Source organism: Pseudomonas sp. PDM05 (genome assembly GCF_014851685.1).
Taxonomy (GTDB): domain Bacteria; phylum Pseudomonadota; class Gammaproteobacteria; order Pseudomonadales; family Pseudomonadaceae; genus Aquipseudomonas.
The window spans coordinates 114,023-127,244 of the sequence record NZ_JACVAC010000006.1 but is presented as its reverse complement, the minus strand read 5'-3'; the positions used below and the strand labels follow the sequence as shown (position 1 = coordinate 127,244).

Sequence of the window (13,222 nt, the reverse complement as noted above, 5' to 3'; positions counted from 1 at the left end):
AAGCCCTCTGGAGATAGAAGGATTGTAGCCCTGCGCCATTATTGGGCTGGTATTTCTGCTTTTTTTGCCCGCTGAAGGCTCTAGACCAACGTAGGGGGGTGGTCTTTAAAGCCAACAGCGCTAAACTCGGAGCGGCTGTCCTTTCTGTCCACCCTGGCTGGAATATAAAAATGAAAAATAATAATAGCCTGCTACGCCACCTACCCTGGCTGGTGCTGGCAATCGTAGGAGCGTGCGCCCTTGGCGTAGTGGCCTTGCGCCGCGGCGAGGCGATCAACGCCTTGTGGATTGTGGTCGCTGCTGTGGCCATCTACCTGGTTGCATACCGCTACTACAGCCTGTTCATCGCGAATAACGTGATGCAACTCGATCCACGGCGGGCCACCCCCGCAGTGATCAACAACGACGGTCTGGACTATGTGCCGACCAACAAACATATCCTTTTCGGTCACCACTTTGCGGCGATTGCCGGTGCAGGCCCCTTGGTCGGCCCGGTGCTGGCGGCGCAAATGGGCTACCTGCCCGGCACGCTCTGGCTGATTGCCGGTGTGGTACTGGCCGGCGCGGTGCAGGATTTCATGGTCCTGTTCCTGTCCACCCGGCGCAACGGCCGTTCCCTGGGGGATATGGTCCGCGAAGAGATGGGCCGCATTCCGGGGACTATCGCGCTGTTCGGCTGCTTCCTGATCATGATCATCATCCTTGCGGTGCTGGCGCTGATCGTGGTCAAGGCCCTGGCCGAGAGCCCGTGGGGCATCTTCACGGTGATGGCGACCATCCCGATTGCGATGTTCATGGGCGTGTACATGCGCTACATCCGCCCGGGCCGCATTGGTGAAATCTCGGTCATCGGCGTGCTGTTGCTGCTGGGTTCGATCTGGCTGGGCGGGCAGATTGCCGCTGACCCGGTGTGGGCCAAGGCCTTCACCTTCACCGGCATTCAAATCACCTGGATGCTGATCGGCTACGGTTTCGTCGCGGCGGTACTGCCGGTATGGCTGATCCTGGCGCCGCGTGACTACCTGTCGACCTTCCTGAAAATCGGCACCATCATCGCCCTGGCCATCGGCATCCTGGTCACCATGCCAGAGCTGAAAATGCCCGCGCTGACCCAGTTCATCGACGGCACCGGCCCGGTGTGGAAGGGCGGCCTGTTCCCGTTCCTGTTCATCACCATTGCCTGTGGCGCGGTCTCGGGTTTCCACGCGCTGATCTCCTCGGGCACCACGCCCAAGCTGCTGGATAACGAAACCAACGCCCGCTACATCGGTTACGGCGGCATGTTGATGGAGTCGTTCGTGGCCATCATGGCGATGGTTGCGGCTTCGGTGATCGAGCCTGGCGTGTACTTCGCCATGAACAGCCCGGCCGCCGTGGTCGGTGCCGATGTCGTTGCCGTTGCGCAAACCGTCAGCAGCTGGGGTTTTGCGATTACCCCGGAGGCGCTGCAAGCCGTCGCCCATGACATCGGTGAAACCACCATCCTGGCTCGAGCCGGTGGTGCGCCGACCCTGGCCGTGGGTATCGCGCAGATCCTGCACAGTGTGCTGCCGGGTGAAAACACCATGGCGTTCTGGTATCACTTCGCGATCCTGTTCGAAGCGCTGTTCATCCTGACGGCGGTTGACGCCGGTACCCGCGCCGGTCGCTTCATGTTGCAGGACCTGCTCGGCTCCTTCGTGCCTTCGCTCAAACGCACCGAATCGTGGACCGCCAACCTGATCGCGACTGCCGGTTGCGTGGCCATGTGGGGTTACCTGCTGTACCAAGGCGTGATCGACCCACTGGGCGGCATCAACACCTTGTGGCCGCTGTTTGGTATCTCCAACCAGATGCTCGCGGGTATCGCGCTGATGCTGGCGACCGTCGTGCTGATCAAAATGAAACGCCAACGCTACATCTGGGTGACCATGCTGCCGGCAGTATGGCTGCTGATCTGCACCACTACCGCAGGCTTCATCAAGCTGTTCGACGCCAACCCGGCGATCGGCTTCCTGTCGCTGGCGAAGAAGTACAGCGATGCATTGGCCAATGGCCAGATCCTCGCCCCGGCGAAGAACATCGACCAGATGCAGCACGTGATCTACAACGCGTACACCAACGCAACGCTGACGGCGATGTTCCTGTTCGTGGTGTTCAGCATCCTGTTCTATGCGCTCAAGGTCGGCGTAGCCGCCTGGGGCAACAAAGAGCGTACGGATAAAGAAGCCCCGTTCCAGGCCCTGCCGGACGCGTGATAGAGGATTGCAGCCATGTTCAATGACATCAGTCGCCTCGGTAAATACCTCGGTCAGGCCGCGCGCCTGATGGTCGGCATGCCCGACTACGACACGTACGTCGAGCATATGCAAACCAAGCACCCGGACAAACCGGTGATGGACTACAAGGCGTTCTTCCGGGAACGCCAGGAGGCCCGTTACGGTGGCAAGGGTGGGCCCAAGTGCTGTTGACCCGGTAGCCCGGGCTGGCGGTGATCCCATGTGGGAGCGGGCTTGCTCGCGAAAGCGGTTTGTCAGTTGATGTATGTGCTGGCTGACACATTGCTTTCGCGAGCAAGCCCGCTCCCACATTTGTTTTGTGTTCCTTCAGTTATAAGGAGAACTGTCTTTGTCCTCTCCCATCCCCGTAACCATCCTCAGTGGCTTCCTCGGCGCCGGCAAGACCACCTTGCTGCGTCACCTGCTCAAAGCCGAGCACGGCCTGAAAATCGCCGTGATCGAAAACGAATTCAGTGATGCCGGTATCGACACCCAACTGTTGGGCGATGAGCCGGTGCAAGTCATGACCCTGTCCAACGGCTGCGTGTGCTGCACCATCCACACCGACCTGACCAAGGCCCTGTACCTGCTGCTCGAACGCCTGGACAGCGGCGAAATTGCCTTCGACCGCCTGGTGATCGAGACCACCGGCCTGGCCGACCCGGCGCCGGTGGCACAGACCTTTTTCATCGACGAGGAACTGCGTGAGCGCTACATCCTCGACGGCATCATCACCCTGGTGGACGCGGCCCACGCCGAGCACCACCTGACCCAGACCATCGCCCAGGCCCAGATCGGCTTTGCCGACCGCCTGCTGGTGAGCAAGCGCGATCTGGTGGATGACGCCACCTTTGATGCCCTCAGCGAGCGCCTGACCCGCATCAACCGTCGGGCGCCGATTCGGGTGGTCGATCACGGCACCATCGACCTGGCCGAATTGCTCGATGTGCGCGGCTTCAACCTCAACGCCGGCATGAGCCTGCGCCCGGTCGGCAAGGCGCCGTCCATCGACCGTATCTCCAGCCTGGTACTACGCACCGAGCAGCCGCTGGATATTGACCGTCTCAGCGAGTTCATGAACGCGCTGCTGGAAGATCACGGCAAGCAACTGCTGCGCTACAAGGGCGTGCTGAACATCGCCGGGGAGGATCGCAGGATGGTGTTCCAGGGCGTGCTCAAGCTCTACGGGTTCGACTGGGATACCGAATGGGAGGAGGGCGAGGCGCGGGAGAGTGTGATTGTGTTTATTGCCGATGAATTGCCGGAGGAAAAAATCCGCGAAGGTTTTGCGAAGGTTTACCAGCGTTGAATTGAAGTGCGATCAACTGTGGGAGCGGGCTTGCTCGCGAATGCGGTGTGTCAGCGACCAATATCCTAGCTGACCCGCTGCATTCGCGAGCAAGCCCGCTCCCACATAAAGATTGCATTTCAGGCTGAGAAAGCAGTGTTTCAGGCATAAAAAAGCCCGGCTCAAGAGCCGGGCTTTTCATTCAAGCAACTGCAATCAAGCGCCGTACACCGGCAGCTTCTTGCAGATGGCCTTGACCTTCTCGCGTACCGCGTCGATCACGGCTTCGTTGGAAAGATCTGCCAGGATGTCGCAGATCCAGCCGGCCAGTTCCTTGCACTCTGCTTCCTTGAAGCCACGAGTGGTCACAGCCGGGGTGCCGAAGCGCAGGCCGGAAGTGACGAACGGCGAACGTGGGTCGTTCGGCACGGAGTTTTTGTTCACGGTGATGAAGGCTTTGCCCAGGGCAGCGTCAGCATCTTTACCGGAGATTTCCTGCTTGATCAGCGACAGCAGGAACAGGTGGTTTTCAGTACCGCCGGAAACCACGTCAAAACCGCGCTCGATGAACACGCTGGCCATGGCCTGGGCGTTCTTGACCACTTGTTGCTGGTAGACCTTGAACTCAGGCTGCAAGGCTTCCTTGAAGCAGATCGCCTTGGCCGCGATCACGTGCTCCAGCGGGCCGCCCTGGGCGCCCGGGAATACGGCGGAGTTCAGCTTCTTCTCGATGTCGGCGTTGGCGCGAGCCAGGATCAGGCCGCCACGTGGACCGCGCAGGGTCTTGTGGGTAGTGGTGGTGACCACGTCAGCGAAAGGTACCGGGTTCGGGTAGACGCCAGCGGCGACCAGACCGGCCACGTGGGCCATGTCGACGAACAGGTAGGCGCCAACCTTGTCGGCGATAGCGCGGAAGCGTGGGAAGTCCAGGATCTGCGAGTAGGCAGAGAAACCGGCCACGATCATTTTTGGCTTGTGTTCAACAGCCAGGCGCTCGACTTCGTCGTAGTCGATCAGGCCGTTGCCATCGATACCGTATTGAACGGCGTTGTACAGCTTGCCGGAGGAAGAAACAGTGGCGCCGTGGGTCAGGTGACCGCCGTGGGCCAGGCTCATGCCCAGGATGGTGTCGCCCGCTTGCAGCAGGGCCAGGTACACAGCGCTGTTGGCTTGGGAACCGGCATGCGGCTGGACGTTGGCGTAATCGGCGCCGAACAGTTCTTTTGCACGGTCGATGGCCAGTTGCTCAACCACGTCGACGTACTCGCAACCGCCGTAGTAGCGCTTGCCTGGGTAGCCTTCGGCGTACTTGTTGGTCAGAACCGAACCCTGAGCCTCCATGACCGCTGGGCTGGTGTAGTTTTCCGAAGCGATCAGCTCGATGTGCTCTTCCTGGCGCACGGCTTCTTGCTCCATGGCGGCGAAGAGATCGGCGTCGTACTTGGCAATAGTCAAATCACGGCTGAACATGGCGGTCCTCAAGGATCGGGGGCAGAAAAGGAGGGCATTCTAACCCAAGCGCTAATTAGAAGGGATATGAAACATAGTCATGGGGATGAGGTGCCAGTTTCAAGTTGCAAGCTACAAGCTTCAAGTAAGGGCAGTTCCGCTCTCGCTTGCCCCTTGTAGCTTCAAGCTTGCAGCTGCTCTCATTCAATCAAACATGAACAGCGCATCATTGCTGAACTGCGCTTCAAACCGGCTTGCCGGCATCGGCCGTCCAAACAGGTAGCCCTGCACTTCATCGCAACCATGCTCACGCAGGAAGTCGAGTTGCTCATGGGTTTCCACGCCTTCGGCGATCACCGCCAGGTTCAGGCTGTGGGCCATGGCGATAATGGCGCGGGCGATCTGGGCGTCCTGTTCGCCGGACGGCAGGCCGTCGACAAAGGTACGGTCGATCTTCAGCACGTCGATGGGGAATTGCTTGAGGTAGTTGAGCGACGAGTAACCCGTGCCGAAGTCGTCGACCGCAATGCTCAGGCCCAGGTTTTTCAGGCCGTCGAGGATGTGCAGGGCTTCGTTGACTTCGCGCATCAGGATGCTTTCGGTCAGCTCCAGTTCCAGGCACGCCGGGGGCAGGCCGGTGTCTTCCAGGATGCTGGCGATGCGTTCGCCCAACTGGCCGTCGGAGAACTGCCGCGCCGAGATGTTCACCGAGACTTTCGGCACGCGCACCTTGTTCTGGTGCCAGGTCTTGAGCTGGCGGCACGCCTCGCTGATCACCCAGTCGCCCACATCCACCACCAGGCCCAACTCCTCCAGCACCGGGATGAAGTCCCCCGGCGGCACCAGCCCGCGACGCGGATGACGCCAGCGCAGCAAGGCTTCGGCGCCGGTCAGGCGCTTGCCGTCGCCGCTGAACTGCGGCTGGTAATAGAGCACGAATTCGTTCTGGTCCAGGGCATGGCGCAGGTCGCTTTCCAGCTCCAGGCGCTCCAGGGCGCTGGCGTTCATGTCGGCCTGGTAGAACTGGAAGTTGTTCTTGCCGCGTTCCTTGGCGTGATACATCGCGGTGTCGGCGTTTTTCATCAACTGGCTCAGCTCGTTGCCGTCCTGCGGGCTGAGGGCAATGCCGATACTGGCGGTGACGAAGAATTCGCGGCCTTCGAGCACAAACGGCTTCACCAGGCTGGCGAGGATCTGTTCGGCCACGTGGATCGCGCGGTTCAGTGCCATTTCGCGGCTGATGCGCGGTTGCAGCAGCAAGGTGAACTCGTCGCCACCCATGCGCGCCACGGTGTCGTCTTCGGCGACGCAGCCGAGCAGGCGCGTGGCCATTTCCTTGAGCATGCGGTCGCCGGCGGCGTGGCCCAGGGAGTCGTTGATCGGCTTGAAACGGTCGAGGTCGAGGAACATCAGCACGACCCACGACTTCTGCCGTTCGGCCGATTGCAACGCGGTGTGCAGGCGGTCCTGGAACAGCGTGCGGTTGGGCAGGTGGGTCAGGGCGTCGTAGTACGCCAGGCGGTGGATACGCTGCTCACTGGCCTTGCGCTCGCTGATGTCGCTGAAGAAGCACACGTAGCTGGCCAGGTCGCCTTCATCGTCGAACACGGCGGTAATGCCGACCCAGGCCGGGTAATGCTCGCCGTTGCGGCGCTTGAGCCACACTTCGCCTTCCCAGGTGCTGTGCTGGTGCAACTGCTTGAGCACGTAGCGCAGATGGGCTTCTTGCTGTTCGTCGACGGTGAGCATGTTCGGCAACTGGTCGAGCACGTCGGCCACGCTGTAGCCGCTGACGCGGGTGAATGCGTCGTTGGCCTGGACGATATAGCCGGCCGGGTCGGTGATCAGGATCGCCGAGGTGGAGTGTTCGAATACCGTGGCCGCCATGCGCAGGTCTTTCTCGGCGCGGCGTTGCTGGCTGATGTCGCGGCCGACGCCAAGGATGCCTTCGAACGTACCGTGTTCATCCCACACCAGCACCAGGCGCAATTCGATCGGCACTTTGCGCCCGTCGGCGCGCAGGCAATCGAACAGGAACAGCTGGGTCCGCGCTTCGTCGCGCAGCCTGGCCAGTGCGTCGGTATCACCGAGGGCGCGGCTGACCTGTTCCACCAGGCTGTAGATGCCGGTCAGTTGCTGCGGGTTGGCGATGATCGACTGCCAGCCGTTCTTGAACACCCAGTCCACGTCGTAGCCCAGCACCGCGTTGACCGAAGGGCTGATGTAGTTGAGGGCCAGTTGGCTGTCGGTGGAACAGATCACGTCGCTGATGCTTTCGGCGAGCATGCGGTAGCGCTGCTCGCTGTCGCGCAGGGATTCACTGGCTTCGATCTGGTCGGTGATGTCCTTGGCCACGCCGATGATGCGCGTGACCTGCGCCGCCTTGTCTCGCGCCAGGGCCTGCTCGCGAATTTCGAAGCGGCGCCACTGGTTGTTGCGGTGGCGGAAGCGCAACTGGCATTGCAACTGGGCCGAATAACCGGCCTGGCGCTGTTGTTGGCGCAAGTCGTGGTAGCGCTCGGCGTCTTCGGGGTGCAGCAGGATTTCCCAGAAATACTCGCCCATTTGCAGCAGTTCGGCTTTGTTGTAGCCGAGGGTGTGGCCCAGGTGATGGTTGCTGAAAATCATGCGCTGGCTGATCACGTCCTGCACATACAGGTGGTCGGGCACGGTGCGGACCACGTCCGACCAGAAACTCTCGCGTTCCACCAGTGACAGCTCGATCAGCTTGCGGCTGGTGATGTCGCTGATGCTCAGGATCACCGCCTTGAAGTCGTCCTGCTGCTCCGGCAGGCGCATCACCAGCCACAGGTATTGGTCATTGCCGGCGACATCGTTGAGGTGGATTTCCAGCTCCAGCTGTTTCTGCTGGGTCAGCACCGCTTCCAGCACCTGGTAGCCGATGGCCGTGGCGTTGTGCGGGCAGTCATCGATCAGGCGCTCCCAGGCTTCCTCGCACGAGCCGACGTTGAGCAGGCGCACTGCGACCTGGTTGACCTCGGTGATGCGCAGTTCCCTGAGCAGTTGCTGGCGCTGTTCGCGGTTGCCTTGCAGCCAGTCGTGCAATTGTTCGCGGGTTTGCAGCCTGGCCTTGTCAAAGAACGTGTTCAGCCCCGACAGGTCCAGCACGCACAGGGCCACGCCGGTGCCCTCGAAAATATCCTGGTAGCGCCGCCGACCTTCATGCACCTGGCGCTGGCGGCGGCGCATGTTGACCAGCACGAATACCGGGATCAGCGAGAACGCGAGGCCGAGCAGGCACTTGCCGATGAAGGCGGGCAGCAGTTCTTCCAGCACGGCATTGCGGTCGAACAGGCCGCGCAATTGCCAGTCGCTTTTGCTCAGGGGGGTGATGAGTACACTTTTATTCAATTCGTCCGGGGTCAGCGCCACGGCCCATTGCGCCGGCATGCCGCTGTCGCGGCCGACCACGCGGTGATTGATGCGGTTCTCGATGGCCCACATCGGTCGCTGGCCCTGGCCATCCTGGCGAGTCAGGTTGACCAGGTAGGCGGGCGCCAGGCGCAACACCCAATACACCCGCGAGCCGCCAGTTGGCTGGTGCAGCAGCAGATAGATGATCGTGCCGTCGTTGCTGTTGCTCAGGTAGTAAGGCTGGGAATGGCTGCGTTGCACCAGCTCTTCGAGCCAGGCCGCGTCCTGGCTGTCACTGGCGCTGTCGCTGATCATTGCGCCGCTGGGGGCCAGCAAGGCGATGCTGCGCAACTCCGGCAGGGAGCGCTGCAACGTATGCACCAGGGCCTGCTGCTGTTCGCTGTTGCGCGGCGGCTCGACCATCGGTAGCAGGTTCAGGGCGATTTTTGCGCTCAGGGCCATGTTCAGGCTGATCTGCTCAGCCAGGTCGGCGCTGTAGTCGATGGTGTATTGCTGCTGGTTTTTCTGGTTTTGCTGCAACTGGTCCAGCAGTTGCCAGAACAAAAGCGCGAGCAACAAAAGGACGAGCGTCGCCAACGCGCCTTTCAAGGTGCCATGCAGGGGCGCTCCCGGCGCTATATGAGCGGCGCGTAGGGGAGTAGGCGGCGTGACTTTGGACAAGCTGTGATCCTGCGGGTTGGCTGGACTGGCGTGCGACACGCACTATAAGCCGGACGCCGAAGGGCGGCTAGCATGCCTTGAGTTGTGGCAAAGTGCCAGCCCCGCTTGGCTGGACTGGCCAGGCGCATTCAGGTAGCTTTGCCGGTTACGCGGGGGCGTTCCAGCCCCAGACATTCAGGCTCTTTCCGCACGCAGGCATTGATTACCGTCAACGGCCCGCGCGGCGCATGGCCTGGCACGGGCTTCGCCCGCATTAATTCATCAGTCACTGACGCTAGGTTCACCATGGCTCAATACGTCTTCACCATGCATCGGCTGGGAAAAGTTGTTCCGCCGAAGCGGGAAATCCTGAAAAACATTTCGCTGTCCTTCTTCCCCGGCGCCAAGATCGGCGTGCTCGGCCTCAACGGTTCGGGTAAGTCCACACTGCTGAAAATCATGGCCGGCGTCGACACCGAGTTCGAAGGCGAAGCCCGCCCGATGCCCGACCTGAACATCGGTTACCTGCCGCAAGAGCCGATCCTGGACCCGACCAAGACCGTGCGTGAAGTGGTTGAAGAAGCCGTCGCCGTGATCAAGGACGCCCAGGCGCGCCTGGACGAGGTCTACGCCGCCTACGCCGAGCCGGATGCCGACTTCGACAAGCTCGCCGCCGAACAGGCCAAGCTCGAGGCCATCCTGCAGGCTGGCGACGGTCACAACCTTGAGCGCCAGCTGGAAGTCGCCGCCGACGCGCTGCGCCTGCCGGCGTGGGACGCCAAGGTCGAACACCTGTCCGGTGGCGAGAAGCGCCGCGTGGCCCTGTGCCGCCTGCTGCTGTCGGCCCCCGACATGCTGCTGCTCGACGAACCCACCAACCACCTGGACGCCGATTCCGTCGCCTGGCTGGAACATTTCCTTCACGACTTCCCAGGCACCGTGGTTGCGATCACGCACGACCGTTACTTCCTGGACAACGTTGCCGGCTGGATCCTCGAGCTCGACCGTGGCGCCGGTATCCCTTACGAGGGCAACTACTCCGGTTGGCTGGAAGCCAAGTCCGACCGTCTGGCCGCCGAATCCAAGCAGCAATCGGCCCACGAAAAAGCCATGAAGGAAGAACTGGAGTGGGTGCGCAAAGGCGCCAAAGCCCGCCAGTCCAAATCCAAGGCGCGTCTGCAACGCTTTGAAGAAATGCAATCGCAGGAATTCCAGAAGCGCTCGGAAACCAACGAGATCTACATCCCGGCCGGCCCGCGCCTGGGTGACAAGGTCATCGAGTTCAAGAACGTTTCCAAAGGCTATGGCGACCGCGTGTTGATCGATAACCTGTCGTTCTCCATGCCAAAAGGCGCGATCGTCGGCGTTATCGGTGGTAACGGTGCGGGTAAATCCACACTGTTCCGCATGCTGATGGGCAAGGAAACCCCGGACTCCGGCAGCATCGAGATCGGCGAAACCGTGCAACTGGCCTGTGTGGACCAGAGCCGTGAAGACCTCGACGGCAGCAAGACGGTGTTCCAGCAGATTTCCGACGGTTCCGACCAGATCCGTATCGGCAACTATGAAATCCCGTCGCGCACCTACGTCGGCCGTTTCAACTTCAAGGGCGGCGACCAGCAGAAGTTCGTCAAGGATCTGTCCGGTGGTGAGCGCGGTCGCTTGCACCTGGCCCTGACCCTCAAAGAGGGCGGCAACGTCCTGCTGCTCGACGAACCGTCCAACGACCTTGACGTTGAAACCCTGCGTTCCCTGGAAGAAGCCCTGCTGGACTTCCCGGGCGCCGCCATTGTGATCTCTCACGATCGGTGGTTCCTTGACCGCGTCGCGACGCACATCCTGGCGTACGAAGACGACTCCCAGGCGGTGTTCTTCGAAGGCAACTACACCGAGTACGAAGCCGACCGTAAGAAGCGCTTGGGCGAAGCCGCTGCCCAGCCGCACCGGGTGCGTCACAAAAAACTGGCCTGATTCGGGTTGGTGGTGTGAAAGAGCGGAGCCTTCGGGCTCCGTTTTTTTTTGTGTTTTTCTGTAGGACCGAGGTGCATTCATCGCAGGCAAGCCAGCTCCCACATTCGACCGCGTCGCTGCGGATGTACTCGGTCAAATGTGGGAGCTGGCTTGCCTGCGAAGGCGGTTTATCTGTTGGTGCGTTCCCTGGGCTGACAATCCCTTTTAAGGTGCAAAAAAAACCTGTTTTTCAGGTTTATTTATATCCAATGCACCATTTAAATTCACAAAAGCGACATTTTGCCCTGTCGCAGTGCGACATGAATTGATAAAGTCCGGCCCAATCTCATTTAAAAACAATCAATTTGCCGAGACTTTTCATGATCGAATCCGTCGAATCCTTCCTTGCCCGACTCAAGAAACGCGACCCGGACCAGCCAGAATTCCACCAGGCTGTAGAAGAAGTCCTACGCAGCCTGTGGCCGTTTCTCGAAGCCAATCCCCACTACCTGACCTCGGGCATTCTGGAACGCATCTGCGAGCCCGAACGCGCAATCACCTTCCGGGTGTCGTGGGTCGATGATCATGGCAAGGTCCAGGTCAATCGCGGTTTCCGCATCCAGATGAACAGCGCCATCGGCCCGTACAAGGGCGGCCTGCGCTTCCACCCGTCGGTGAACCTGGGCGTGCTGAAATTCCTCGCCTTCGAACAGACCTTCAAGAACTCCCTGACCTCGTTGCCCATGGGCGGCGGTAAAGGCGGTTCGGACTTCGACCCCAAGGGCAAGAGCGACGCCGAAGTCATGCGTTTCTGCCAGTCGTTCATGAGCGAGCTGTACCGTCACATCGGCGCCGACGTCGACGTGCCGGCCGGCGATATTGGCGTGGGCGCCCGCGAGATCGGTTTCCTGTTTGGGCAGTACAAGCGCCTGAGCAACCAGTTCACCTCCGTGCTGACCGGCAAGGGCATGACCTATGGCGGCAGCCTGATCCGTCCCGAAGCCACTGGTTTCGGTTGCGTGTACTTCGCCGAAGAGATGCTCAAGCGCGACGGCCTGCGGGTTGAAGGCAAGCGCGTGGCGGTGTCCGGTTCCGGCAACGTGGCGCAATACGCGGCGCGCAAGGTCATGGACCTGGGTGGCAAAGTGATTTCCCTGTCCGACTCCGAAGGCACGCTGTATGCCGAAAGCGGCTTGACCGAAGACCAGTGGTCGGCGCTGCTGGAACTGAAAAACGTGCAACGCGGGCGCATCAGTGAGCTGGCCGAGCGTTTCGGCCTGGAATTCCGCAGGGGCCAGACGCCGTGGGAACTGGCCTGCGATATTGCACTGCCCTGCGCGACCCAGAACGAACTCGACGCCGATGCGGCGCGCACCCTGCTGCGCAATGGCTGCATCTGCGTAGCCGAAGGCGCCAACATGCCGACGACGCTGGCGGCCGTGGATCTGTTCATCGAGGCGGGCATCCTGTTCGCGCCAGGCAAAGCCTCCAATGCCGGTGGCGTGGCCGTCAGCGGCCTGGAAATGTCGCAGAACGCCATGCGCCTGCTGTGGACGGCCGGTGAAGTGGACAGCAAGCTGCACAACATCATGCAGTCGATCCACCATGCCTGCGTGCACTACGGCGAAGAAAACGGCCGGATCAACTACGTCAAAGGCGCGAACATCGCCGGTTTCGTCAAAGTCGCCGACGCGATGCTGGCCCAAGGCATCGTCTAAACCTCGGGGTCGATGCGCAACACTTCGATCAACTGATCGCCGACGGGGCGCTTCCACAGCACCTCGTCCCCCACCTGGGCCCCGAGCAATGCGCGGCCCAGGGGCGACCCCCAGTTGATCAGGCCTGCCGCAGCGTCGGCCTGGTCTTCACCGACCAACTGAATGCGCTGCTGCACGTCCTGCTCATTGGCGAAGGTCACCCAACTGCCGATCTGCACCTTTTCGGTGGAAGTGGCCGGCGCTACGACTTGGGCGCTCTGCACCCGCTGGTTGAAGTAGCGCAGGTCCCGCTCAAGGTCGGCCTGGCGCTGTTTATCGTCTTTGGCGGATTCGACACTGTAGTCGTGCTGCAATTGCGCGACTTTGGCCTGCAACTGCGCCAACCCCTGCGCAGTGACGCGGTTGGGCTGATCACTGACGTGACGCTCCACCGGCTGGTCAGCCTGGGCGGCGGCGTTGTCCTCATTTACAAAAGCTCGGCTCATGACAGTCTCCCTCAATGGAGTTTCGGCCATGTTCGCCGC

At 61.1% G+C, this 13,222-nt stretch carries 8 protein-coding genes; 5 read left to right on the top strand and 3 right to left on the bottom strand.

The annotated features are described in order from the left end of the window. Nucleotides 1-170: 170 nt before the first annotated feature. From IB241_RS14130 to yjiA, 3 genes are all read left to right on the top strand, one after another. A complete protein-coding gene (locus IB241_RS14130; protein WP_192298969.1) occupies nt 171-2,237 on the top strand; it encodes a carbon starvation CstA family protein in 2,067 nt (688 codons plus the stop codon). Nucleotides 2,238-2,252: 15 nt separating this feature from the next. After that, nucleotides 2,253-2,450, top strand: a complete 198-nt coding sequence (locus IB241_RS14125) for a YbdD/YjiX family protein (RefSeq protein WP_003194308.1) — start codon at nt 2,253-2,255, stop codon at nt 2,448-2,450. A gap of 157 nt (nt 2,451-2,607) precedes the next feature. Next, entirely contained in the window at nt 2,608-3,567 is a 960-nt protein-coding gene (gene yjiA, locus IB241_RS14120; protein ID WP_192298968.1) for a GTPase, read from the top strand. A 195-nt stretch (nt 3,568-3,762) separates the two neighbouring features. On the opposite strand, the gene glyA is transcribed toward yjiA, so the two are convergent. Both glyA and IB241_RS14110 read right to left on the bottom strand, forming a co-directional pair. After that, a complete protein-coding gene (gene glyA, locus IB241_RS14115) occupies nt 3,763-5,016 on the bottom strand; it encodes a serine hydroxymethyltransferase (protein ID WP_192298967.1) in 1,254 nt (417 codons plus the stop codon). 183 nt (nt 5,017-5,199) lie between these two features. Further along, nucleotides 5,200-9,051, bottom strand: coding sequence for a bifunctional diguanylate cyclase/phosphodiesterase (locus tag IB241_RS14110; protein WP_192298966.1), 3,852 nt, complete (start codon nt 9,049-9,051; stop codon nt 5,200-5,202). A 285-nt stretch (nt 9,052-9,336) separates the two neighbouring features. Here IB241_RS14110 and ettA point away from each other — a divergent pair, with 285 nt between their 5' ends. Together ettA and gdhA are read left to right on the top strand one after the other, a co-directional pair. Beyond that, nucleotides 9,337-11,001 carry an energy-dependent translational throttle protein EttA gene (ettA, locus tag IB241_RS14105; protein ID WP_192298965.1) on the top strand — a complete coding sequence of 555 codons (1,665 nt, stop codon included), beginning with the start codon at nt 9,337-9,339 and terminating at the stop codon, nt 10,999-11,001. A 359-nt stretch (nt 11,002-11,360) separates the two neighbouring features. Next, entirely contained in the window at nt 11,361-12,698 is a 1,338-nt protein-coding gene (gdhA, locus tag IB241_RS14100) for an NADP-specific glutamate dehydrogenase (protein WP_192298964.1), read from the top strand. Here gdhA and IB241_RS14095 read toward each other — a convergent pair. After that, entirely contained in the window at nt 12,695-13,183 is a 489-nt protein-coding gene (locus tag IB241_RS14095) for a GreA/GreB family elongation factor (protein ID WP_192298963.1), read from the bottom strand. The two genes, gdhA and IB241_RS14095, sit on opposite strands and share 4 nt — an antisense overlap. Nucleotides 13,184-13,222: the final 39 nt, after the last annotated feature.